The sequence below is a fragment of the Baaleninema sp. genome (assembly GCF_049974805.1).
Taxonomy (GTDB): Bacteria; Cyanobacteriota; Cyanobacteriia; order Cyanobacteriales; family Geitlerinemataceae; genus Baaleninema.
The window spans coordinates 1-24,287 of record NZ_JBNGCO010000080.1 but is presented as its reverse complement, the minus strand read 5'-3'; the positions used below and the strand labels follow the sequence as shown (position 1 = coordinate 24,287).

Here is a 24,287-nt window from a genome sequence, read left to right as displayed (position 1 = left end):
AGACTCCTCTAAGCCTTACGCCGTAAGCTTTTCACTTCTTTTCAGCAAGCCCTACATAAATTTTTATATATAAATTGTATTTTAATTTTTTGGTCGAGAAAATTATTACCATAAATCTATTTTTTTGTCAAGCTAAAAAAGCAAAAACATGGCGAGTACGTTAAAATAGAGAGCTGAAACTGTAACCTGTGTAACAAACTCAGCTCGCTCCGCAGCAGGCGAACCTAACAGAATCCGAAACGATGCGAAAACATATCATTGGCGTAATGGGGCCGGGAGACGGCGCAACCGAGAGCGATCGCGCCGAAGCCAGAGAACTCGGAAAAGCGATCGCCTCTCGAGGGTGGGTACTACTAACAGGCGGCCGCAACATCGGCGTGATGGAAGCCGTCAACCAAGGGGCGAAAGAAGCCGGAGGACTGACGATCGGCATTCTCCCCGACAACGACGCCAGCCACCTGTCCGACTGTATCGACTTACCCATTTTTACCGACCTCGGCAACGCCCGAAACAACATCAACGTCTTATCCAGCGATGTCGTCGTGGCTTGTGGCATGGGACTCGGCACCGCCTCAGAAGTCGCCTTAGCCTTAAAAAACGGAAAATCTGTCGTGCTGCTGAACGTCGATATCATTACCCAGGATTTCTTTCAAAAATTCGCCATTAACATCGCCGTAGCCCAAACCGCCGCCGAAGCGATCGAAATCGTCGAAGCCCTCATCGAACCCCAGTAACCGTCAATTCCCGACCGGACGCTCTAGCGGTCTCCAGGCTCTATCCGTTAAACTGAACGGATAAAATGCTCGCTCGAAATCCACCGGGGTTTGGCTTGACTTGCTGTACAATCTCCCCAACCTCAACCGTTGTGTCGTCCCAGTCGTGACCTAGGAAAAGCCACCATGTCCAACGCGCCAACGCCCTCTAACACAACGGCAACCCAGAAACCCCGGAAACGGCGGAGTCTTCCCGAACTCCTCGAAATCGCATCGATCGCGGGGTCTGGCGTGGGGATCGGTGTGGCCTTCCTCACCCAACAAGTGTTACACGCCGCCGTCCCCATGACGATCGCCATGTCCTTGGGACTCATCAACCGCCAGCGGTTTCAAAAACAGATGCAGGCGGACTATCTCGCCTCGGTGACGCAACTCCACGAAAGCCTAAAATCCTTTCCCGCTCCCGTCAATCTCGATCCCCTGTTGCAGAAAGTCGTGAGCCTGGAACAAGCGAACCAGGCCATTAACCGACAACTCGAACACCTGCAACGGGAAATGCGACATCAAGCCAAACCCCAACAAATGGCAGAGATGCAACGGGCGATCGCCAATTTAAAAGGCGATCTCGATCGCATGCAAGCCTTCGCCAACCAGCAGCGAGAGCGACAACGCCAAGTCAACCAGCAAATCGCCCAACTTCAGAACTGGTTCGAGCAGTTACCCCCGCCGCAAAAAGCCACAGAATACAAACGAGTCGAAAACGCGATCGCCCTTCTCCATCGCGAACTCGCCGTCATCAAAGGTCGCCTCGCGCCCCTTGAAGTCAGCGATTTATCGGGCGTTCAAGCCAACATTACCCAACTGCAAGGCTATTTACAACAAGTCGCCGACGGCGTAACGCCTCTCAAACGGAAACAGCGAGACATGGTAAAACGGTTGTTCCCGCGCATGATCGAGCTTCTCAACGAACTGCGGAAAACCGAAGAAGCCCCTCAAGAAATTAAAAAAGCTGTCGTCCACCGTCCGCCGCCGCCTATCGTCAGTCACAGGATGCGCCAACCCAATCCCCAAACGCCCCAGCAGACGAACGGTTGGAACCCTTACACCCAAGCGGAAATGCTGCGCCGACGCAACAGCCATAACAACGCGCAACAGCAACGTCAGGGCGATTCGAGCCTCTAACGGGCGATCGTCTTTCAATACGAATCGCGATCGAAATGGCGATCGCCTTGGGCTTGACGTTCTTGAGAGCGAGATCGACTGCGACGCAGGGGCGGACGTTGTCTCGGCGCCGCGTTGCGGGGTGTCGTCCCCCGTCCGAGGCGGCGACTAACTTCGACAAATCCTTCCCGTTCCAACACCGGATAGTCGCTCACCCACAGTTTGCGACTCGGAACGTACAAATCTGTAATTTTCGAGATGCGGCGTAAATCTCGATCTTCAGACAAAACCAAGGTTTGCACCGTCTGTCCGGGGGCGAGAAACTGATGCTGTCGGCGTAACGGCACTTGTACGTCGGCTAAAAATCCGTTTTTGTCGCCGATTTCCACGTTCAGACGCCGTTCTCGGTTTTCCACCAACACCAATTCCCCTCGCGCGTTGGTGGTTTCTTCCGTTCCCACCACTTCTTCAGTGACGTAAACATCGAGAATTTTACCTTGCCAAAACCCGCTGTAGGGATAGCGGCGATAGCGAGCGTTTCGCAGGCTGGCTTTGGCCACGGGGCCCCACAACCAATACAGTCCGGCAATAATACCTAAAAACAAGGCCAAACCGGAGGATTCGAGAAATCCACTCAAGAACCAAACGATTAAGGCGCCGAGGAGGGAAAATAAAACCTGTTTGACGACGTTTTGCCAGTCGCCCCAATAGTAGACGTACTGCGGCCCTGTGGCCACCAGGGGAACGAGATCTTCAAATTTACGTTGAGTGAGCGGAACGAGCATAATTCGAGGGAGCGAGATTCAACCCGCAGAAAACAAAAACACAGAGAACTGACGCAGACTCCCGATTTCAGCGGCTAAGAACGAAAACCGAGATTGTCGATCGCTCCAGCATCGCTTCTAGAAAAGATACCGGAAATCGAGAAACCTCAAATCCACGCCCTTAGCGTCGAAGTCCGGACTACTGTGCGGACTACTGCGAACTGCGATGAATTTTCGTAGCTTTGACCGCCACGAGAACCCCCATCGTCCCCCCGGCGATGGGGTAGTGAACGGCGCGATCGAACCCCGCTTGACGGGCGAGTGTCACCTGTTCTGTCCCCATCGGAAAGCGATCGAGACTCGGTTGAATGTAGGCGTATTCCGCCGTCAACCCCAAAGATTCCGCCGTCGGTACCACAAAGGTCTCCAAATACCACTGCTGAAATCCCAACATCGCCGTCGAACTGGGGCGGTGCATATCCAAAATCGCCGCTGTCGCCCCCGGTTTGAGAACTCGGTGCAGTTCCCGCAAGCCTCGGGGAATATCGGTGAGGTTTCGCAACCCGTACCCCATCGTGGCCGCGTCGAAGGTTTCCTCTGCAAACGGTAAATTCAGGGCGTCCGCTTGTACCCATTCCACAGACAAGCCGCGATCGCGACTGCGTTGGCGGGCGATGTCTAACTGCGACTGCGAAAAATCCGCCCCAACGACCCGGCCGCCAGGACCGACCGTTTCCGCCAGTCCCAAGGCCAAATCGCCACTTCCACAGCAGACATCGAGACAAGTCTGGTCCCGACCCGCCTTCGACCAGGAAATCGTCATTTGTTTCCAAACGCGATGCCAACCGAAACTCAAGCTGTCGTTGAGTCGGTCGTACACCGGGGCGATGCGATCGAACAAACTTTGAATTTCCGTAGCCTTGGGGGTTTTATCCATGTCTGGGGAAAAATAGGTCGCGAAGTGGTCTAACAGTCGTTTAACAGTCGTTTCAAGCCAGGTCGGCACAAGTCAACGCCAGGGCGATTTGCTGGGCGCAACGGTGAATCCATTCCACTTCCTTCTCTTGAACGCTGTTCGGCTGCGTCCATTGCAACGAGGCTACGGCCCGCAGGCGATCGCGAAAGGCGATGGGTAACACCAAATGGGCTTGAACGCCAGCGTTTTGATAGGATTCGAGACCGGACAAGTCCGCATCGGCCGAAACGTTGGCAGATCCTTGAATTTTAAGGGTTTCGATAGCTTTGTCCACCAAGGGATCGCCCGCCAACTCCATGGCCGAGGAATTACCGTGACGGGCTTTCGCCTCTGCCAAAGAGCCATTTTCCACCAACTGCAACACGCAGGCTTCGGCCGAAAAATTCTCCCCGAGGGCTTGCGCGATCGTATCGAGACAGGAGGCCGCGTCCGAGGCGCTTTCCGCCACCTGCATCAGCGTCCCCAACACGGCCATTTGGGCGTGAGACCACTCCAACTCTTCCGTTTTCAACTTGAGGAGTTCGTAAGTATCGGCCGCCCGTTTGACCACGCCTCTCAGTTCGTTCGGGTCCCAGGGTTTCGTAATGTATTTGTAGACTTGTCCCGAGTTGATGGCTTCGACGAGATCTTCAATATCCGTAAAACCCGTAAGGATTATCCGTACCGTATTGGGAAATTGCGTGACGGTTTTACTGAGAAACTCCGTCCCCTTCATTTCCGGCATCCGTTGGTCGGAAACGATGACGGCCACTTCTCCTTCTTTTTCTAAAATATCGAGGGCTTCAATACCGCTTTCGGCTTTGTAAACCCGGAACTCCCGTCGAAAGGTTCGATAGAGTAAATCTAGATTGTCCGGCTCGTCATCGACGACAAGCATTTTCGGCTTTTTCGGTCGCATCGAACTCCTCAATCGATCTCTCAATTCGTCAAGTTCTGACATGGTGTCGGTCATATTTTGCCTCCACTCGGAACAATTTCCCCTATGTTGTCGGATTCCGCTGACGCCCCCCAACTACAACCATAGGGTGAAACACTTTCTACATCATACTTTCTTTCCAATTTAGGAGATGCCGGGAACCTCTGTGAAGTCGATCGACAAATCTTCACCGTTGTAGCTGCTTGGAATTTCTCTTGCTTGGGGCGAGCGTCGCGACCGACAATAGAACAACATCAAGGTTTAGAGAGGATACAAACAGCGATGGAAGTCATTCCCGCCATCGATTTACTAAACGGACAGTGCGTGCGCTTGTACCAGGGCGATTACAACGCCGCTGAAACTTTTAGCGAAGACCCCCTGTCCGTGGCGCGACAGTGGGCCGAACAGGGGGCGACACGCCTGCACCTGGTGGATCTCGACGGGGCGAAAGCGGGGCGTCGCGTTAATGGGGAAATCGTGGCGGCGATCGCGCGATCGCTCTCGATTCCCGTCCAAATCGGCGGCGGACTGCGCGATCGCGACAGCGTCGCCGAAGTCTTATCCTGGGGCGTCGATCGCGCCATTTTAGGCACGGTCGCCGTGGAAAACCCCGACCTGGTGCGCCAGCTTTGTCAAGAATTTCCCGGCCGCATCGCCGTCGGAATCGACGCCCGAGACGGGTGGGTGGCCACCCGAGGCTGGTTGGAAACCTCCCAAGTCAAAGCCACGGAACTGGCGCAGACCATGGCCAACTTCGGCGTGGCGGCGATTATCTACACGGACATTCACCGCGACGGCACCCTCGAAGGTCCAAACCGCGACGCGTTGCGGGAATTAGCCGAGGCGATTTCCGTTCCCGTTATCGCCTCCGGCGGCGTCAGTTCCGTAACCGATTTACTGGGGTTGCTCTCCCTCGAACCCCAAGGTGTCACGGGGGCGATCGTGGGACGGGCTTTGTACACCGGAGACGTTTCGCTCAAAGAAGCGATTCGCGCCGTCGGAAACGGTCGTTGGCAGGACGTTCCCCCGGATTTGGGGTCTTCGGCGTTGGCGTAACTCGCGCCGCCACCGCCGCTCTTTTGAGTCCTTCGCTCAACGCAATCGCTGCGGTAGGGAGGACCAAAAGGAACGACTCGACCCTTGACGGCGCACGTTGGTGGCGCAGTGCAGGTTGCCTTTCATCTCGTGATATTGGGCGTCGTCGATAAAAGATACCCGAACCCCCGCCGAAGACAGGAGACGGCGAAACTCGGCTTTTAAGACATCTTGTCCGCCGACGATCGCTCCTTGGGGATCGGAGACTAACAGGCGATCGCCCAAAACCACCAAATTCACCAAATTCGGCCAGAGGGAATCCCCCATTTCCCCGTACAACGCCGGAACGAACACCACGCGATCGTCACGAACTTGAAACTCTCGCTGCAATTGGGCGACGATGGGATTCACCCGTTGCTGTTGCAGTTGCAGGTTGCGGGCGATGGTGTCCGTATCCTCGAGGAATTCGCGAACCGTCCGTTCCGTACTCAAACCTCGAGACATCACCGCATCGCCGAATCCCCGACGTTCTAAGTCGCGCAACAACTGTACCCCCGCTTCCGGGGACGTCACGAGCATCAAAAATCCCCCATTCTGGTGGGGAACGAAACTAACCACTTCGTCCACGTGGCGGATATGCAGCCAGGCGGTATCGATCGCCACCGTCGGACTTTGCAGTTCCTGAGCTTCGAGAAATTCCAAGATATCCGGGTGCATGGACACGCCATCGGCGGTACCGTAGTAAATCCGCCCCCAGGGATAATCCGGTAGCGGCGGCGTCACTTCTAAATTGCCGTACCAATCGATCCAAGCGTCTTCGGGAGGGAGTTCTCGCGGTTCGGCCACGGAAAACCAGCCTGTATCGGGTTGGAGGAGCGATCGCGCGAAACCGTCTAAATTGGGATCGCGAATGCCTTCCAACACGCTGGGCATTACCTGTAAACCCTGGCGACTGGGAAACTGCACGAAGCCGATTTCCATCGTGTCCTGCATCCACAACAGCCCCGTGGGATCGACGGTGAGGGGAACGCCAGCGGCTTGGGTTTGCTGTTGCAGCATCGGTAAGAAGTCGTCCGTCAAATCCAGGGGACTGGCGAAAATTTCTTGCGGCGTCGCGGTGTTGGGCAGCATCAACCAGGGTGTCACCCGGAGGGCGATACGATCGACTGCCAAACGCTCCCCTCCTTGGCGGGCTGTGGCTTCGAGCGTTACGTAACCGTTCCAGTCGCCATCGGCGAACTGGCTGGCTTCGAGTCCGAACACTATGGTTTGGCTGGCCAGAATCGGCGTGACGCCCCGTAAATCGACGGGTAGCCAACCGCGATAGGTGCGTTGGAAGGCGCGGAGGTAAGGACGCGATACGGCGTCGGATTGCAGAAACAGGGGGACGCCGTGCAGGTTTTCGGGAACTCGCAGGCGCACGAGAGCCAGTTCGCGATCGCGGGCGAAACTGATGGGGGTGGCATCTTGCCAGTCGGGGATGCCGTTGCGGTTGTCGTCGTCGTGGTTGAAGGGAATTAAGGCGCCCCGTTTCCATTCCCAAGAGTGGCGGTGTCGCAGGTCGGCGCGATCGACGAAGCCATCGCGATTGGTATCGCCTCTGAGGAGGAACTCGGGGGTTTTGGGCGGATCGATCTCGATCGCGTCCGGTTCTAAAGATAATTCTTTTTCTAACGCGCGATCGCCGGGATCTAAAATTTCCGGTTCGGATGCCTCGTTTTGAGACCGATCTCGAACACCCGAAGTACCCTGAAGAAAAGAATAGCCTTCTCGAGCGACGAACAGTCCGAGAAGCGTCGCGACCACCAGCCAGACGAAATACCGTAATTTCATGGATTTTTAACCTGGGGGTTTGCAGAGAGGGAAACCCCCTCTTCTGAGATTAAGACAAATCCATACTTCTTCGCCGTAAATCGTTCAAAATCGCTTCGTTTCCGGCTTCGACCACCTCATCCGACAAGGCGGTTAAGGGATTGTTATCGGTGTAGAGGTATTTCAACCGTTCTAACTGTGCTAATTCTAGGGGTAAATCGTTGAGTCCGGTGTTGCGAACGTTGAGAATTTCCAGTTCTGACAGTCGGGCGATTTCGGGGGGGATTGTCCCTAGGGGAACGTCCCACAGTGCCAGACTTTTCAGGCGATCGAGCTGTAATACCGCTTTCGGGAATTCTTCAAATCCATTCCCGCCGATGGAGAGTTCTTCGAGGCGATCGATCGCCGCGATCGCCTGGGGCAGTTGTCGAAATTGGTTATCGCTAATAGCCATCGATCGCAGGTCTTGCAGTTCGGCTAATTCCTCTGGCAAATCTGACAAATAGTTACTACTAATCGACAAGACTTTGAGTTTTTTGAGTCGCGCGATCTCCACCGGAATCTCTCGAATTTTGTTGTGATAAAGATACAGTTCTTCGAGATTTTCCAAGTTGCCAATTTCTGGCGGTATCGCCTCCAATTTATTATCGTATGCGTAGAGAATTTTTAATAGTTTTAAACCACCGACTTCTTGGGGGATTCCTTCAATTTCGTTGCCACCAATCGCAAACTGACGCAAATTCAATAACTTGAAAATTTTTGAAGGAATCGATGGAATTTGGTTGTGATTTAAAGATAAATTATGTAAGTTTTCTAACGTCAAAATTTCAGCGGGAAATTCTCTCAATTGGTTTTGACGTAACGACAAATCCCGCATTCGCGTCAAGCGATGAAAGTCTGACGGGAGATCGACAATCTGATTCGATCGTAAAGATAGCTCGCGCAGACTCGAGATTTTGCCAAGTTTTGGCGAGACTTCCTGAATTCTATTGTTGTTAACAAATAATTTCTCAAGCTGGGGTAAATTTTCGATGTCGTCGGGAATTTCCGATAAAAAATTTCCGCCGATATACAACTCTCGAAGTCCCGAAATCTCGAAAACTTCATCGGGGATTTCCTCAAATCGATTCCACTCCAAATCGAGAATTTTGAGGTTTTGCAATTGACTGAATTCCGGAGGCAGCGACCTTAATTGATTGCCGCTCAGACTCAAGGCGTTAAGTTGCGATAACTCACCAATCTCGGGAGGAAGGTCGGAGATTTCACAGTCGGAAATATCGAGGGATTTGACTCCAGACTCAACTGCCTGACGAAGTGTTTTCAATAAAAATTCAATAGTCATACACCAGGTAGAGCAATTCGCTGCGCGATCGATAACAAATCAGTTTCCCTGCAAACACCCCGACTTCTTACCGACTTTAACATAGTCTAACAATAGGGCGAAGGGTGAAGTTAACTCTTAAAATATTGATGTTCAAACCCCGGGAAACTTTACAAAACGTGACGTTAATTGACTTTTTGAAACTATACGACCGAGAGACCGCCTATCTCAGCCATCTCCGCCAACAGGGACAAGATTCCGCCACCCTGCCCAACCAGCTTGCCTCGGGGGACACCACCCAAACGAGCAGCCTGTTGTGGGCGCGGAGTACCCCAACCGAGTCGGTTCTCGACTCTGACAACAACTTCATTGCCTTCGAGTACAGCTACGATCCCGACTTTAACACCGTTAACACGGTCAGCGGTACTGTTGCCGACTCGAGCCTTCCCGTCAAAGTCGAAATCTCCGACTTACAGCCGGATACCCAATATTACGTCCGCGTCACTGACGGGGCGGGCAGTTCTGCCGTCGGCACCTTCCGCACTCCCTCCGCAGTCGGAACGCAAACCGGATTGCGTTTCGGCGTCGCTCCCGATTGGCAAGGGGAACTCAATCCCTACCCCGCAATTGGCAACGCCGACGATCGCGATCTCGAATTCTTCGTTCTCCTAGGGGATACCATCTACGCCGACACGCGATCGCCCGCAGTAGACAAACCCCAAGCCGAAACCCTCGAGGAATTCCGTCTCAAATACAACGAAGTCTACAGCGATCGATACGGACTCAACGCCTGGGGGGATTTGCGATCGTCCACCAGCATTTTCGCCACCATCGACCATGCAGTTTGTGGTGGGGGCGAAAAGCCGGATAACAGGAACGGAGGATGCCGAAACCCTCGTCGGCGACGGGTTAAATAACGAAATGCGAGGGTTGGGCGGCAACGATCGCCTCTTGGGAAACGCCGGAAACGATACGTTAATCGGTGGTGGCGGTAGCGATTTCCTCGAGGGTGGCGAGGGGGTTGATACTGCTAGTTATGCTGAGTCCAGCGTGGGGATTAACGCCGATCTCAAGTCGGATGCGGTGGTGTTAGGGTTCGACCCCAACGCCCCGCGAGATGCCGATCCCGATACCTTTGCCAGTGTAGAAAACCTCGTCGGTTCGGCGTTTGGGGATACTCTGACGGGTACGGCGGGAGACAACGACATTGAAGGGGGATTGGGGGCGGACGTTCTCACCGGAAGCGGGGGAAGCGATCGATTCGTCTTTCGGTCTCCCGGCCAGGGGATCGATCGAATCACTGATTTCGCCTCAGACGATCGCCTGTTGGTAGCGGCGACTGGCTTCGGCGGCGGTTTGGGGGCGGGAATTCCCCTCGATTACAGCGATCCCGTGGGGGTTTTCGGTTCGACGGGTACTTTCGTCAGCGGACCGTCTCCGGTTGCCAACCAGCCCACCGCCACGTTTTTATACGATATGAGTACGGGAACTCTCAGTTACGACATCGATGGAACGGGGGCAACGGGTGCAGTGGCGATCGTCACCCTTGAAGGAATTCTCACATTAACGAGTTCTCAGATCGCAGTTGTAACATAATCGATTCAGCTCGCGGCGTATCATAAAGGAATAGGAGTTGACATCCCATCCAGGGGGATCGGTACGATGACGCGACTTTCCCAGAATATTGACCGATCTCAGACCGTCAACTCCTGCTTATCGATCGAATTTTCTCAATAGACCCTATGGATATTACAGACCTCAACGATCTCGAAAGCTCGGTAAACAGTTTGTTGTCTTTGGCGAAAGCCGAACTGGAGGAAAAACGCCTCCAACAACAACGGGAAGAACAAATTAAAGATGCCATCAAGGATATCGAACAACGTCTACAACCGCTTTTGGCTCAAGTCGAAGCCATGTTGCGTCAATACGATGCGGAAGCCATCGACGACAGCATCGGACGGCAAAAACTCCAAGACAAAGCCAACGAACTTCGCGAACAACTCGAAAACGCTCCGTTGTTAGCGGCTCAAATGGTCGATCGCCAGCTCATTTTATATGAAGAACGGCTTCTCGACGAACAGATTTCCGAGCAGACCAATCAGTGGCGGCACGCTTTAAAACACGACCTTCTCGATACCATTGCCGAACAGCAAGATTTCTTTAGCGCCACTGACGCCGCCGTGTCCATTCGCGGTTACGTCAACGATTTGAAAGCTATCGGCGCCCTCGAAGAAGTGGTTGAATCCCTCATCGAACGGATTAACGAACTCAGCGAAGAAGGGCCGGTAGCGCGTCTGCGGGGAACCCACGAACAGACTTTAAACTTTATCTACCACAAAGCGATGGAAAATCGCTCTCGGGTGGAACGTCCGACGGAAGTTCAACCGAGAACGCGCCATCGCACTTCTGAAAAACGCCCCAATCCCTATGCTGCTTTATCTGGAAAAGTGGTCATTTTCGGCGGTCACGATCGCTTGGCGACTTCGGTGAAAAACCGCCTGCGGGAATCTGATGTGGATTTGGTGTGGTGTACGGCACAAGACGGCTTACAAATGGCACAACAAGCCGAAAGCCACATCTATTCGGCGGATTTGCTCTTGATTATTACGGGATACGCCAGCCACTCTCTGACGGAGAAAGCCGTGCAAGTGGCGAAAAAAGCTGGAAAAACCCCAGAAACGATCAATACTACCGGAATGACGCGGGTGTTAGAGGCGATCGAATACGGTTTAAAAACCAAACTCCTCGCCAACCAGTTCTCGAAAACCGCTTGAGTCGGTGATGATGGTGAGATCGGGATGATGAGAAAAGGCTGAAATTCTCTCGTGGCCGTAAACTCCCTCTGTACTCGAAATCTCTCATCTAGAATCTAGAATCTGAAAATCTTTTGGTAAATCTCTTCGTAGGGTTGTTGGATGTAACAACCCTACGATTTTTTTTGGCCAAATCCCATCATCTCCTCATCCCATCATCTCCTCATCCCATCATCTCCTCATCTCCCCATCCCGTTCGGTTCTCTCGACAGATATTTTTGGTAAAAACCACTATAATTCAGTTAACCCAAGGTTAAATCAATTAAACGATATCGCTGCCACTGTGTTTACCACCGCACGTTCTCCTCAAACTACCCGCGTTGCAGACCTTCCTGAAGACCTGTTCGAGGCGATCGAAACCCTCAAACGAGACCTCAACGCTGTTGTCCTGGCACACTACTACCAAGACCCCGACATCCAAGATATCGCCGACTACATCGGGGATTCTCTCGGTTTGTCTCGTCAAGCCGCCGAAACCGACGCAGACGTTATCGTTTTTGCGGGGGTTCACTTCATGGCGGAAACGGCGAAAATCCTCAACCCCGATAAATTGGTGATTCTCCCGGATCTCGAGGCGGGATGTTCTCTAGCCGATAGCTGTCCGCCAGAGGACTTCGCTAAGTTCAAAGCCGCACATCCCGACCACTTGGTCGTCTCTTACATCAACTGTACGGCGGCGATTAAGGCGATGAGCGATATCATCTGCACCAGTTCTAACGCCGTCGATATCGTCAACCAAATTCCCAAAGACCAGCCAATTATTTTCGCTCCCGATCGCAACCTAGGACGGTACGTGATGGAACAAACCGGCCGCGAGTTGCTGTTGTGGGACGGAAGCTGTATCGTTCACGAAAACTTCTCGGAAAAGAAAATCGTGCAACTGCGCGTTGAACATCCGGAAGCGGAAGTCATCGCACATCCGGAATGCGAACCCCCGGTGTTGCGCCACGCTGACTATATTGGTTCGACGACGGCGTTACTTAAATACGCGCAACAGAGTGCGAAAGATTCGTTTGTGGTGGCTACCGAACCCGGTATCATTCACCAAATGCAGAAGGCCATGCCGCAAAAAGAGTTTATCGCGGCGCCGCCAACGGGGAATTGCGCCTGCAATGAATGTCCCCATATGCGGTTGAATACTCTGGAAAAACTCTATCTATCGATGAAGCATCGCCAACCGGAAATTACGATGCCTGAAGATATTCGACAGGCGGCGTTGAAACCGATTCAGCGAATGTTGGAAATGAGTCGCTAGGCGATCGCACGCGATCGATAATTGCTTGCATCCTTTTTCGGAGACTCCTGAGATTTTCGCAATCCTGGGAGTCTCCGTTTGGCTTGAAAAACTTTGAGACGGCTTCTGCTGAATCCTCCCAAACTTGCTATTCTTCAACCACGTACAGTTCCAGACCTCGGCTATGAAAAGTATAGGTGGCACCTTCCCCTTCGCAGTAGCGGTTTTCTGCGGCGTAGGAATCTAAATCCGTGATGACGATATGTACGTCCGAGGATAAATCGTCGTCGTATCGAATTTGGAACTGGGGCGATCGATTTTCGCCGGGATAATCGTAGTCGTGGGTAAACATTGCCCATCGCCCAGGGCGCACGCTATAGGATTCCCAGGTGTCGTTACTTCCCCATCGGGCTTGGAAGTTGATGGTATCTCCTGTTTCGGTTCCTACACAAGTCAGGGCAAATCTCGCTCTTGAATTGGCTTGGGTGGGAAGGGACAGTCCACCTGTGATTAATAATGTTGCTATCGAACAAGTGGTAATTTTGGCGATCGAGTTGAGAATCATCATGGATCTGTTGGATCGAGAGAACGTTAGCTATCGGGAGAATCAATAATGTATATTGATTTTTTGAAAAACCTGTTTTGTTTTTTGAAAAACTATATTTTTTAAGACGAAACTCAAAATCCTAAAATTACATTTCTCGAGAAATTGTAAACTTGGCAAATTCCTAGGCTCTCCCGGTTAGGAGCTTTCCCAAACTGGGGATTGGGATTTTACAGCCGTGAGATCCCTTCGGTTAAACCTATAAACCCCAGGATCGATCGCAACTTTTTAGACTTACCTCACCAACGTTACCACGGCGAACAAGAACGCCATCAAGCCCAATGAATACGCCTTAAAGGATTTGATTGTTTTGCCTAAACTGCTCGATTCTATAAAATATTATATATCTTACATTGAGTCGCTGGGAAGCAAATGAAATATTTTTTTGTATTTCTTATAAAATCTCTTAAAAAAACCAGGTATTGTTAAAAAAAATCTGGGTTTTCTTTATATTTTATTTATATTTTCCCGGGGATTGCATGAGATTTAGATAGTATTTGGAGTTTTGGAAGTCAAAAGAAATCGCCTATTCTTGCAGCCCGCCAAACCCAAGCAACGCCATAAAAAAACATCTAAATCAAAATCAGATGGTGTAAATACGGCAAAGCCTCGCACCCAAGAGAATTGATTTGCGATTTTGGCTTGTATTCGCGAAATAAACCTTGAAATATGGGAATTTTCAAGGAATGAGTTGCGAGAACGCCAACCTCTGTGACGCTGGGCTTCTCCTCACCTCACCGAGTCGATCGCCCCGATGGGGATCGGCTACAATTTCCCCATGGATTTACTGCGTTCTCTGCCCCTAGGACTGTACCTAGAAAAACCCGTCACCTGGCTGCACCGCCTCGACGCCAGAGTGAAACTCGTTTGGTTGATGAGTTTTCTCGTCACGCCACTGTTAGCCAATGCTCCTTGGCGTATTTTTCTGGTAGTGTTTCTCATCCTCGTGACGTTAGCGGCGGCGATTCCGCTGCGGGTGTGGCGCCAACAGATGGGATGGTTGATGTTCTTCTGTTTGATAGTACTTCTCATCGGCGCGATCGCCCCCGACGGACTCACGGATACTCACCAACCTCGTCTCCCTGCTGACGAACTCGCCTTTATGCAGCAAGAGGCGATCGTCCCCGAGGAACTCGATCGCAATCCTTGGTACGATCCCTTTGGCTGGGGACTCGGCGAGGACAACACCAACACCGCCGAGGAAACGGAAACCGCTGCGACACCGACAGTTCCCGATTTAACGGAACTGCCGCAACCGACAGACTATCGTTATATATGGTTCGATGGCGGCCCCCTGACGATTACCCGCCACTCGATCGATTTGGCAATTCGCGTCAGTACCCTGCTGTTTACCCTCATTTACAGCACGAACCTGTATCTTTTAACCACCTCTCCTGAAGCCATCACCGACGGTTTAGAAGACCTCATGCGACCCTTGCGCTGGTTCGATCTTCCCGTCACGGAAATCGCCTTAACGCTGACGCTATCGTTGCGATTTTTACCGTTAGTTTTAGAAGAAATTCAAAACCTGTCGCGATCGATCCAAACTCGCGCCATTAATTGGAAAAAACTGGGATTTCGCGGCGCGTCGAAAATTTGGCTCATCGTCGCCGAACGGTTACTGGAAAACCTACTGTTGAGGGCGGCGCAAATCTCCTCAGCGATGGAAGTTCGGGGATTCACCAGTCCCGATCGCCATCGCGTCCTGTGGCACGAATCTCGCTTGCGCGTCGCCGATTTCGTGGCGATCGCCCTGTTAATCGCCTTCTGGGGCGCCCGCGTCATCTGGGGATGGGAAAATTGAGAATTGATAGGGAACGGGGAACGGGGAACGGTTTCTTCCTTGTACTCATCATCCCATCATCGCCTCATCCCATCATCCCCTCATCCCCTCATCTCATCATCTCCCATCAAACGGGATGATAGAAGAAAGCTAAACCGACGACGGCGTAAGTGGCGATGAGTAACGCGCCTTCTAACCAATCCGATCGACCGTCGGAACTGACAGAGTTCGCCAAAGCGACTGCGACGACAACGGCCACTAACTCGAAGGGGTTGAAGTTCAAATCCATCGGTTGACCGAAAATCCAACCCGCCAACACCAACACCGGCGCCACAAACAAGGCGATTTGCAGACTCGATCCCATAGCCACCGTCATCGATAAGTCCATTTTGTTTTTCATGGCGACGGTGACGGCGGTGGCGTGTTCGGCGGCGTTTCCGATAATCGGGACGAGAATCGCCCCGGTAAACAACGCCGTCAGTCCCAGGTTTTCTGTGGCGGGTTCTAGGGAATCAACGAGTAATTCGGACTCGTAAGCCACGGCCAGGGTGCAAATCAGTAATACCCCCGACCACAGCCAGGGATTGGGTTTTTCTCCGGCTTCTCCGGAATGGGTTTCGAGTTCGGCTTCTCCTACGTCGCAGAGGTAGGCGTGGGTTTTCATGGAAAACAATAGGGTCAGTCCGTATACCACGATGAGAACCACCGCCACAGCACTGGAGAGTTGGCGGATGGTGGGTTCGGTGATGCCTTGGGAGGTGGCGACGACGGCGGTGGGAATTAAAATCGCGACGGTGGCGAGGTTCATGGCGGAGGCGTTCAGACGCGCCATGACCGATTGAAAGGTTTGTTCTTTGTACCGCAGTCCTCCGAGGAACATGGACAATCCCATGACGAGGAGGAGGTTGCCGAGAATCGATCCGGTGATGCTGGCTTTGACCACTTCGATCGATCCGGCTCTCAGGGCAATTAGGGCGATAATCAGTTCGGTGGCGTTGCCAAAGGTGGCGTTGAGCAGTCCGCCAACGGTGGGGCCGACGACAACGGCGAGTTCTTCGGTGGCGGTTCCCATCCAGGCGGCCAGGGGAACGATGGCGCAGGCGGCGGCGATGAAAATCCAGGTGTCGCCCCAGTGGAAGACTTCAGCGGCGATCGAAACCGGGACGAACGCCAACAATCCAAGAAAAATTAAGTTTTTAACGGACATGGGGTTTTGTTGTGCTGTTGGATCGAAATACCACCGTCTAGGATAAGGGGTGGTTTTGAATTCTGGTGGCGGCCGGATGGCGGCGATGGCTCGCTTCGACGCCAGATCGGGATCGCTGGGATCGCCACAAAATCGTAAGTTCGGTTAACTTTGACCGTTTTAAAGACTTCGATCGGGATCGATTGTCATCAAAAACTGGCAGCGTTGAGAAACTGTAAAATAACGCAACTGTTCGTTACAAAAAACGCAAAATACGATAAGAGTGGTACAATAAAGCAGATTAAAAATGCGATACACTTAAAGTCCAAGTCGCGTTTTAGAAAAGTTTTTTTGAATCGATCGAGCGCCACAGAGAACGCACTTCAAGAGAATTGAAGTGGGCGTCTCGTGCCGGTCTAACCGCCCTCGCACGCCATTGCCAGACCTCTCGAAATCGCAAATTTCGACAGATGAAACCCTGGCGATCGCGACGGTGGTGAAACGCTCGACGAGCTAACGCAAGAAGCGAAGAGAATTCCCATGACTTTCACGTCTAAAGCTAACTCCATCAGTGCCACAGAGGGACTGTCTGCCCCAGCGATCGCCCCTCGCGTCACGGCGAAAGGGGTATGCGTCACCCTCCACGGACATTTCTACCAACCGCCGCGAGAAAACCCCTATCTCGATGCGATCGAACACCAACCGAGTGCCCGTCCCTTTCACGATTGGAACGAACGCATCCATTACGAATGCTATCGTCCCAACGCCTTCGCCCGAGTTCTCAACGATCGCGGCGAAGTAGTCGAAATCGTCAACAACTACGAGTATCTCAGCTTTAACATCGGGCCGACCCTGATGAACTGGTTGGCGCGGTACGACTTGGAAGTCTACGAAAGAATCCTCGAAGCCGATCGCCGCAGTTGCGATCGTCTCGACGGCCATGGCAACGCCATCGCCCAAGTCTACAACCACATCATCCTGCCGCTGGCCAACGATCGCGACAAACGCACTCAAATTCGCTGGGGGAAAGCCGACTTCAAATCTCACTTCGGACGAGATCCCGAAGGAATGTGGCTGGCAGAAACCGCCGTGGATTACCCCACCTTAGAAGCCCTCATCGACGAAGGCATTAAGTTCCTGATTCTCGCCCCGTCGCAAGTGGAACGCTGTCGGGTGTTACCGGACGATGACACTCCCGATCCCGAGTGGCACGAAGTGGGGGGCGGACAGATCGATCCGACTCGTCCCTATCGCTGTTACCTGAAAAACGCAGACGGACAGCCCGATTCCAGCCGTCCCTACATCGACATCTTTTTCTACGACGGGCCGATTTCTCGGGATATTGGCTTTAACGACTTGTTATCCAACGCCAATACCTTAGCCGGTCGGTTGGGAATGGCAGTTCACGGCGATCGACGCCCCGCGCAACTGATTTCGGTCGCCACCGACGGCGAAACCTTCGGCCACCACAAAGGCGGTACCGAAAAATGTATCGCCTACAGCGTCACTCGGGAATTCAACAATCGCGGTTGGACGGTGACCAATTACGGCCACTATCTGAGTCAAAACCCGCCGCAGTGGGAATGCGAACTCAAACCCGTCACCGCCTGGAGTTGTTCCCACGGGGTCGATCGCTGGCGAGACGACTGTGGCTGTGGCGGCGGTGGCGGAACCCAGCAGAAATGGCGTCGCCCCCTGCGAGACAGTTTGGATTGGTTGCGCGATCGACTGATCGACCTCTACGAACGGGAAGCGGGACGGTTGTTGCGCGATCCCTGGTTGGCCCGGGACGAGTACATCAAGGTTCTGCGGAATCGATCGAAAGAAAACGTCGCCGAGTTCCTCAGTTCTCACCAACGACACGCCCTCAACGCCGAAGAACAAATCGACGCCCTGCGCCTGCTGGAAATGCAGCGACACAGCCTGTTGATGTACACCAGTTGCGGTTGGTTCTTCGAGGAACTGTCTCGTCCGGAAGGTACGCAGATTTTACGGTACGCCGCACGGGCGATCGAACTAGCCGGACAGGTGACCGGTTGCGATCTCGAACCGGAATTCGTCCAGCGGTTAGCCCAAGCCCCGAGTAACGTTCCCTTCTTCAAAGACGGGGCGGCGGTATACGTCCACAACGTCAAACCCGCCCAAGTCAGCCTCGAACAAATCGCCGCCCACTACGCCATCAGTTCCCTGTTCCAGCCCTACCACCCCGAACAGCGGGTGTACTGCTATCAGGCGCGACAACTGGACTACCAACTCCAGCGTATGGGAACCCTGACCTTGGCGGTGGGTCAACTGCAACTGACCTCGGAGATCACCTGGGAAACCCTGCATTTGAGCTTTGCGGTGTTGCACCTGGGAAGTTTGGATTTCCACTGCTGCATTCAACCCTTTGGCGGTCGTTTGGAATACCGTCAAAAATCTCAGGCCTTGTTCGAGGCGTTGGAATCGACAAGCGCGGCGCAAACCATCTTGACGATGAACCGCTACTTCGACGGGAAAACCTTCGGTTTGTCCGACCTGTTCGCTGAAGAAGAAGAGCGGATTATCCACCAAATCGAACGGGAAACCCTCAAACGGCTCGATCGACTTTACGCCCAAGTGTATCGGGAAAATTACGGCGTCTTGAAAGCTTTTCAACGCAACGATTTACCCGTCCCGCGAGAATTGCAAGTGGCGGCAGAAATCGCCCTCAGCCAACGCTGTCTCGAAGCCGTGCGCGGGTTAGTGCAGCAGGTGGGGCGTTTGTCCGATCGCCCGTTGAAGAAAGACTACTGGGTGGAATTGGAAGCGATCGCCGCCGAAACCGCCAGTTTGCGCTGTCACCTGAACGTACCGGAGGCAAAACAGTCCCTCGAACAGTTGATTTGGCGGACGTTGTGGCATGTTTTACACGCCGAGGACTTTGTCGGAAGTGTCGATCGCGTATTGCAGATCGGCAAACTGATTCAACTGTCGGCGAAACTGCAATTGGGATTATCGCTCGATCGCGTTCAGGAGTTGTATTACAACTGGCTGCACGGTCACGTCGGCAACTGGTGTCCCATTTTAGGAGTCATCGATACCCGTTCCCCCGTGGTTCCCGATACCCTCACCGCCTTGTTAGAACTCGGGGATTTCCTCGGCGTCGATACCAAAACTTGGCGTCCTTGAAGAGATGATGGGGTGAGGAGATGATGGGGTGAGGAGATGATGGGGTGAGGAGATGATGAGGTCAGGAGAAACGGTCAATTCTCGATTCTCACTGACTTCTCTCCCTGGGAAAGGGGTAACTCCAACGTAAACGTCGCCCCTTTCCCCACCTCGCTCTCGACGGTGAGGGTTCCCCCCATGCGTTCGGCAAAGGTGCCAGCGATCGACAGTCCCAATCCCGTCCCGCCGTGTTGTCGCGTACTGGAACTGTCCGCCTGGGTAAACGGTTGAAAGATACTGTCGTGTTCTTGGGGATCGATGCCGATGCCCGTATCGATGACTTGGAAGCGAACTCGGTCAGTTCTCGTGTCCTCAAGCGTTTCCTCAGTCGTCTTATCGACTTTCAACCAAATCGTACCGTCGTGGGTAAATTTGGCTGCGTTGCTTAACAGATTTAACAAAATTTGTTGGACTCGCATCGCGTCGGCGTACAACTCCCTCACGTCCTCCGCACAGCAGACGTGGAGGACGTTGTTATTGTTCTGTACGAGGGGCATGACCTTCACGACAGTTTCATCGAGGAGGACGGGCAAGTCTAACGGTTCCATCTGTACGTCGGCATTGCCCGATTCGATTTTAGACACATCTAAAATATCGCCGATGAGTGCCAACAGATGGCGTCCGGCGGTGTGGATGCGGCGCACGTCTTCCACGAGTTCCACGTCGCCGAAATCCTCTACTTCTTCTTGAAGGAGTTCGCTGTATCCGATGATGGCGTTGAGGGGGGTTCGTAACTCGTGGCTCATATTGGCGAGAAAGGCGCTTTTAGCGCGGTTGGCGGCTTCAGCGGCTTCCTTAGCTTGTAAGAGTTCTTCCGATCGCTTGAGTTCCGTGACGTCTTGCAGAGTGCCGATGGCGTAGAGTTCTCGGCATTCGGCCTGTTCTCGAACGATGCGTTCTTCTCCGGTTTGGGTGTGAATTTGGTAATCGAGACAGAAGGGCTGACGTTCCGAGAGCATGGCAAGATAGGCAGCATCGACGCGATCGCGATCGTCGGGATGGACGAACTGCATCAGGGCTTCGCGGGAGGGGCGAAAGGAGTTGGGGACGCAACCGAAAATCTGGTAGGTTCGATCGGACCATCGGGTTTGTTGGGTCGATCGATCGAAATCCCAACTGCCTAAGCGAGCGATGCGTTGGGCGTTTTTCAGTCTCGCCTGACTTTGTTTGAGGGAGAGTTCGGCCCGTTGGCGTCCGGCGATTTCCGTGGCCAGCACCAGCGACGTCACGGCGATGGTGGCAACGAACATCTGTAACGACAAAATCGACTGAACGGTATCGACAGTTCGGATTAAAAACGGGCTGCTATTGCGGGCAATTCCCCACACCGCCATCGCTGCGATCGTCAGGTTAATTAAAACCGTTCCCCGTTTCCCAAAGCGCAACGCCGTCCACATGGCAATGGGAAACGGCAAATATTCCAACGGGACTTGGTAAGCCGTTGTGCGCGTGCGGGAACAGAACACCAGCCAACTGACGGCCACTGTCAGCAAAAACACCGCCAGAATTTCCAGTTTGCGCCAGCGTCGTCCCCGTCGCAGTCCCCCCAATCGCACGTCGTAGCGACGATCGACTAAGGCCAGAACAGCAGGCGTTACCGTCGCGATTCCCGTAGCTTTTCCCAGCCACAGCGTCCACCACAATTCCCAAGCCTGAAATCCCTCGCTGTCTCCCCATCCCGCGAGGGCTGTCGCGTCGAGAGTCGTACTGACGAAGGTGGCTACGATTCCCCCGAACACCACCAGTCCTCCTACGTCCCGCAACCGTTCTAGGGTTCTGCGAAACTTCATTCCTGACAGCAACGTCGCCCCCAACCAGGCTTGTAGGGCTTGACTGAGCGACCATTCGAGGGCAACGGCTGGGGGAAATTCTTGAAAGGCAACGCTGGCCAAAGCGCCCAGCAACACCCCTAGCCACAGCGATCGCGATCGCAACAGCAGCGCCGCCAGAGCGATCCCCGGAGGAACCCCCACCAGTGCGGTTTGAACGAGTTCGTTGGGGACAAGCGCGATCGCGGACGTGACGACGGCATACACCACCGCTAACGTCAGAACACGCAATCCAAGTTGCCGTCTCGCTTTCCAAAAACCGGACATACCCTCCCAGGGAAAACACGAGTTGGTCTTCTCTACACTATACGCGCCCGATTTCGCGAATCGCTGAAGCATTAATTCGGCCGCCCGACAACGCCGCACAGGGAGCAGCACTGCCCTTACTGCTCCCTGTTCGCTGTTCGCTATTCGCTGTAAATGGGGGTGGTGGGACTTGAACCCACACGACTGTCACCAGTCAACGGATTTTAAGTCCGTAGCGTCTACCATTCCGCCACACCCCCGAATCCGTTCTTTGGTTTGCGCGTTACGCGCATATCTCTTTAGTGACATCCTCCCGACGCTGACCCTACGGGTACAGCGCGGGCTTCCCAACCTCGCAGTTAGGTATTCCTGCCCCACGCCACTTATCTAGGTCATAGACCCCCGACAGACCGACTTGACAGGCTGTTTCCGTTCCCCAGAGTCCCTGGGCTACATCGCTATAGTTTACCACAAGCCATAGCCAATGCAAATGCTTGTCTCATCCCCATCGAGGGGAATCGACTTCTCAAGGGGAGTCCATGTATCCCGACGCTCACCTTTCAGGTAGAGCGCGGGACTTATAGCTCCGGTGAACCCCTCATTAGTTAAACCAGTTTTGAGCGCGTTTTGGCAACCCCCTCAGCGAAATTTTGGAAAATTTCAAGGAACGGGGAATCGTTTTGATGTGCTATGACAGACGAGCGAGGAGATCGATCCCGACGACGAGGCAACGATGAGTTACCAGAAATTTTGGGTCTAAAGCCTCGCCCTTTCAGGGCGACTCTGCTATAATGGAGAAACTGGAGCGGTATTCAACCAGTTTGAAAACCGAGCCTCTAATCGAGGCAACTGAACCTTGAAAACTAGAGTTAGTGGGTTCTGTTCGGGAAGGCTCGGGCAGGTAAAAGCTCTAAGCAACAAGTACAGAGAACCAATTTTTTCGCGGATTCTCAGGTACGGTAGGGCATACCGAAACCTCCTCTGCAATGGGGAAAACGCCTAGGGAGATAAACCCCTCTGGTATTCATTGGCAACGATGGATAGTAAGGGTTGTCAACGAACTAGGAATCCCAAACCGTGAGGTCTGGAGAATCGCCGCTCTTTTAAGGCGGCGAGTATGTCAATGTCTCAATCCCCACTGTTCTCAACCCCGCAACCCAGATGAAGGAGAATTTTGCATCAGTTGTGGGGGAAAATTGCTTTTGCACGATCGATACCGCGTTCTCAAACCCATCGGAGAGGGGGGATTTGGAAAAACTTACCTCGCCATCGACGAAGATCTTCCCTCCAAACCCCGTTGCGTCGTCAAACAACTGCATCCGTTCGATCGCAACTCCCCGATTGGTAAAAAGCTGCTCGAACTGTTCGATCGCGAAGCCCTCACCCTGGACAACCTGGGTCAACATCCCCAGATTCCCACACTTCTGGCGCATTTCGACCAGGACAACCAACTCTATCTCGTTCAAGAGTGGATTGACGGAGAAACCCTCGCCGACGAACTCAAAGAAAAAGGAACCTTTAACGAAGTCCAAATTCGCCAACTTCTCGAAAGTTTGCTTCCCGTATTGCAATACGTCCACGAAAGACAGGCGATTCACCGAGACATCAAACCCCAAAACATCATGCGGCGGGCCGATAGCAACGAATTCGTCCTCATCGACTTCGGTGTGGCGAAAATCATCACCGAAACGGCGTTGTTGCGAACCGGAACGGCGATTGGAAGTCCCGAATATATGGCTCCCGAACAAATGCGGGGTCAGGCGTTTCCCGCCACGGACATTTACGGTCTCGGCGTGACTTGTCTGCGGTTGCTGACGGGTATGCTTCCCATGGAACTGTACGACATCGTGCGCGGGGGGTGGCGTTGGCGTCAGTTTCTTCCGAATGGCGTGCGCGTTTCGCCGCAACTGGGGTTGGTGTTGGATAAAGCGATCGAAACGCCGTTAGACCGACGCTATCGATCGGCGAAAGCCATGTTACAAGACTTGCAACCGCCAAAACCGAAATCGAAACCCGTTAAATCCCGTCCGCAGGGAAAACTCGCACCTCCTCCCCAGCCATCGCTCTTCGAGACGCTGTTTCGTCCGGTTCCCAAAACCCCCGATCGCTTAATTTCTGAAGTCGGGGTCAATTATACGGAACTGCGAGATTTGTTGGTGAGACGGAAGTGGAAAGAGGCCGATCGATTGACTCATCAATTGTTGTGTTTTCTGGTGCGTCGTTCCACAGCGGGATATCTCGCCTATCGAGAAATCGATAAACTTCCTTGTGAGGATTTGCGGACGATCGATCGGCTGTGGGTGAAGTACTCAAACCGCAAGTTTGGGTTTAGCGTTCAACGACAGATTTACCAAGGGGTCGATCGAGATTATCCGGCGTTTTGCGATCGCGTGGGGTGGCCGGTGGCGAAGTCGCGATCGCCCTCTCAAACCTTCAAATTCAACCTGAGAGCGTCTTTCGGCCATCTCCCCTCGCGAACCTGGGCGGGGGGATTAGAATTATGGCGACATATAGCGGCCTTGTGCGATAAATTCTCCGAATGCGAGGAAAATTTATAGCTAAATTTATAGCTGAGTCGAACCTTGAGTCTGGATTCCAATTGAATCCAAATGGCTGACCAGATTTTTTATCTGATATCGCAGTCATTTAGATAGGGTTTGCTGAAAAAGTTATCAAAAGCCGGGGGGTGGAAAACGAACAAGAAG

At 53.2% G+C, this 24,287-nt stretch carries 18 protein-coding genes and 1 tRNA gene; 10 read left to right on the top strand and 9 right to left on the bottom strand.

The window, feature by feature from the left end; genetic code table 11:
* Positions 1–242 precede the first annotated feature (242 nt).
* Together ACP5D4_RS15075 and ACP5D4_RS15070 are read left to right on the top strand one after the other, a co-directional pair.
* Positions 243–734 (top strand): cytochrome, encoded by a 492-nt coding sequence (locus ACP5D4_RS15075; protein WP_428012445.1) that lies wholly within the window; start codon positions 243–245, stop codon positions 732–734.
* Between the two features lie 165 nt (positions 735–899).
* The gene (locus tag ACP5D4_RS15070) at positions 900–1,895 is read left to right on the top strand and encodes a hypothetical protein (protein ID WP_428012444.1); all 996 of its coding nucleotides are present in this window, start codon (positions 900–902) and stop codon (positions 1,893–1,895) included.
* A 14-nt stretch (positions 1,896–1,909) separates the two neighbouring features.
* On the opposite strand, the gene ACP5D4_RS15065 is transcribed toward ACP5D4_RS15070, so the two are convergent.
* The 3 genes from ACP5D4_RS15065 to ACP5D4_RS15055 all read right to left on the bottom strand — a co-directional run bounded on the left by ACP5D4_RS15065 (position 1,910) and on the right by ACP5D4_RS15055 (position 4,566).
* Positions 1,910–2,659 carry a phosphate ABC transporter permease gene (locus tag ACP5D4_RS15065; RefSeq protein ID WP_428012443.1) on the bottom strand — a complete coding sequence of 250 codons (750 nt, stop codon included), beginning with the start codon at positions 2,657–2,659 and terminating at the stop codon, positions 1,910–1,912.
* A gap of 190 nt (positions 2,660–2,849) precedes the next feature.
* Positions 2,850–3,575 (bottom strand): bifunctional demethylmenaquinone methyltransferase/2-methoxy-6-polyprenyl-1,4-benzoquinol methylase UbiE, encoded by a 726-nt coding sequence (ubiE, locus tag ACP5D4_RS15060; RefSeq protein ID WP_428012442.1) that lies wholly within the window; start codon positions 3,573–3,575, stop codon positions 2,850–2,852.
* A gap of 52 nt (positions 3,576–3,627) precedes the next feature.
* A complete protein-coding gene (locus ACP5D4_RS15055) occupies positions 3,628–4,566 on the bottom strand; it encodes a response regulator (RefSeq protein ID WP_428012441.1) in 939 nt (312 codons plus the stop codon).
* Between the two features lie 246 nt (positions 4,567–4,812).
* Here ACP5D4_RS15055 and hisA point away from each other — a divergent pair, with 246 nt between their 5' ends.
* A complete protein-coding gene (gene hisA, locus ACP5D4_RS15050) occupies positions 4,813–5,586 on the top strand; it encodes a 1-(5-phosphoribosyl)-5-[(5-phosphoribosylamino)methylideneamino]imidazole-4-carboxamide isomerase (RefSeq protein WP_428012440.1) in 774 nt (257 codons plus the stop codon).
* Between the two features lie 36 nt (positions 5,587–5,622).
* Here the strand turns inward: hisA and ACP5D4_RS15045 are convergent, their stop codons facing one another.
* Entirely contained in the window at positions 5,623–7,398 is a 1,776-nt protein-coding gene (locus ACP5D4_RS15045; protein WP_428012439.1) for a protein-arginine deiminase family protein, read from the bottom strand.
* A 49-nt stretch (positions 7,399–7,447) separates the two neighbouring features.
* Positions 7,448–8,719 carry a leucine-rich repeat domain-containing protein gene (locus ACP5D4_RS15040; protein WP_428012438.1) on the bottom strand — a complete coding sequence of 424 codons (1,272 nt, stop codon included), beginning with the start codon at positions 8,717–8,719 and terminating at the stop codon, positions 7,448–7,450.
* A gap of 176 nt (positions 8,720–8,895) precedes the next feature.
* Between ACP5D4_RS15040 and ACP5D4_RS15035 the strand changes: the two genes are divergently transcribed.
* The 4 genes from ACP5D4_RS15035 to nadA all read left to right on the top strand — a co-directional run bounded on the left by ACP5D4_RS15035 (position 8,896) and on the right by nadA (position 12,766).
* Positions 8,896–9,615, top strand: coding sequence for a PhoD-like phosphatase N-terminal domain-containing protein (locus tag ACP5D4_RS15035; RefSeq protein WP_428012437.1), 720 nt, complete (start codon positions 8,896–8,898; stop codon positions 9,613–9,615).
* Entirely contained in the window at positions 9,536–10,294 is a 759-nt protein-coding gene (locus ACP5D4_RS15030) for a calcium-binding protein (protein WP_428012436.1), read from the top strand. The genes ACP5D4_RS15035 and ACP5D4_RS15030 overlap by 80 nt, the downstream gene beginning before the upstream one ends.
* A gap of 146 nt (positions 10,295–10,440) precedes the next feature.
* Entirely contained in the window at positions 10,441–11,472 is a 1,032-nt protein-coding gene (locus ACP5D4_RS15025) for a DUF2325 domain-containing protein (protein WP_428012435.1), read from the top strand.
* 322 nt (positions 11,473–11,794) lie between these two features.
* A complete protein-coding gene (nadA, locus tag ACP5D4_RS15020; protein WP_428012434.1) occupies positions 11,795–12,766 on the top strand; it encodes a quinolinate synthase NadA in 972 nt (323 codons plus the stop codon).
* A gap of 127 nt (positions 12,767–12,893) precedes the next feature.
* On the opposite strand, the gene ACP5D4_RS15015 is transcribed toward nadA, so the two are convergent.
* Entirely contained in the window at positions 12,894–13,313 is a 420-nt protein-coding gene (locus ACP5D4_RS15015; RefSeq protein ID WP_428012433.1) for a hypothetical protein, read from the bottom strand.
* 814 nt (positions 13,314–14,127) lie between these two features.
* Here ACP5D4_RS15015 and ACP5D4_RS15010 point away from each other — a divergent pair.
* Positions 14,128–15,153, top strand: a complete 1,026-nt coding sequence (locus ACP5D4_RS15010; RefSeq protein WP_428012447.1) for an energy-coupling factor transporter transmembrane component T family protein — start codon at positions 14,128–14,130, stop codon at positions 15,151–15,153.
* Between the two features lie 106 nt (positions 15,154–15,259).
* On the opposite strand, the gene cax is transcribed toward ACP5D4_RS15010, so the two are convergent.
* Positions 15,260–16,339, bottom strand: coding sequence for a calcium/proton exchanger (cax, locus tag ACP5D4_RS15005; protein WP_428012432.1), 1,080 nt, complete (start codon positions 16,337–16,339; stop codon positions 15,260–15,262).
* 519 nt (positions 16,340–16,858) lie between these two features.
* Here cax and ACP5D4_RS15000 point away from each other — a divergent pair.
* Entirely contained in the window at positions 16,859–19,468 is a 2,610-nt protein-coding gene (locus tag ACP5D4_RS15000) for a DUF3536 domain-containing protein (RefSeq protein WP_428012431.1), read from the top strand.
* Between the two features lie 74 nt (positions 19,469–19,542).
* Here the strand turns inward: ACP5D4_RS15000 and ACP5D4_RS14995 are convergent, their stop codons facing one another.
* Complete coding sequence (locus tag ACP5D4_RS14995) at positions 19,543–21,567, bottom strand: ATP-binding protein (RefSeq protein ID WP_428012430.1); 2,025 nt, start codon at positions 21,565–21,567, stop codon at positions 19,543–19,545.
* 190 nt (positions 21,568–21,757) lie between these two features.
* Positions 21,758–21,842: transfer RNA gene (locus ACP5D4_RS14990), tRNA-Leu, on the bottom strand.
* 807 nt (positions 21,843–22,649) lie between these two features.
* Here ACP5D4_RS14990 and ACP5D4_RS14985 point away from each other — a divergent pair.
* Positions 22,650–24,140 carry a protein kinase domain-containing protein gene (locus ACP5D4_RS14985; protein WP_428012446.1) on the top strand — a complete coding sequence of 497 codons (1,491 nt, stop codon included), beginning with the start codon at positions 22,650–22,652 and terminating at the stop codon, positions 24,138–24,140.
* The last annotated feature ends 147 nt before the right edge of the window (positions 24,141–24,287 follow it).

Coding starts and splice junctions, on each gene's coding strand:
- ACP5D4_RS15075 (WP_428012445.1), top strand. CDS start 243: ATGCGAAAACATATCATTGGCGTAATGGGGCCGGGAGACGGCGCAACC.
- ACP5D4_RS15070 (WP_428012444.1), top strand. CDS start 900: ATGTCCAACGCGCCAACGCCCTCTAACACAACGGCAACCCAGAAACCC.
- ACP5D4_RS15065 (WP_428012443.1), bottom strand. CDS start 2,659: ATGCTCGTTCCGCTCACTCAACGTAAATTTGAAGATCTCGTTCCCCTG.
- ubiE (WP_428012442.1), bottom strand. CDS start 3,575: ATGGATAAAACCCCCAAGGCTACGGAAATTCAAAGTTTGTTCGATCGC.
- ACP5D4_RS15055 (WP_428012441.1), bottom strand. CDS start 4,566: ATGACCGACACCATGTCAGAACTTGACGAATTGAGAGATCGATTGAGG.
- hisA (WP_428012440.1), top strand. CDS start 4,813: ATGGAAGTCATTCCCGCCATCGATTTACTAAACGGACAGTGCGTGCGC.
- ACP5D4_RS15045 (WP_428012439.1), bottom strand. CDS start 7,398: ATGAAATTACGGTATTTCGTCTGGCTGGTGGTCGCGACGCTTCTCGGA.
- ACP5D4_RS15040 (WP_428012438.1), bottom strand. CDS start 8,719: ATGACTATTGAATTTTTATTGAAAACACTTCGTCAGGCAGTTGAGTCT.
- ACP5D4_RS15030 (WP_428012436.1), top strand. CDS start 9,536: ATGCAGTTTGTGGTGGGGGCGAAAAGCCGGATAACAGGAACGGAGGAT.
- ACP5D4_RS15025 (WP_428012435.1), top strand. CDS start 10,441: ATGGATATTACAGACCTCAACGATCTCGAAAGCTCGGTAAACAGTTTG.
- ACP5D4_RS15015 (WP_428012433.1), bottom strand. CDS start 13,313: ATGATGATTCTCAACTCGATCGCCAAAATTACCACTTGTTCGATAGCA.
- ACP5D4_RS15010 (WP_428012447.1), top strand. CDS start 14,128: ATGGATTTACTGCGTTCTCTGCCCCTAGGACTGTACCTAGAAAAACCC.
- cax (WP_428012432.1), bottom strand. CDS start 16,339: ATGTCCGTTAAAAACTTAATTTTTCTTGGATTGTTGGCGTTCGTCCCG.
- ACP5D4_RS15000 (WP_428012431.1), top strand. CDS start 16,859: ATGACTTTCACGTCTAAAGCTAACTCCATCAGTGCCACAGAGGGACTG.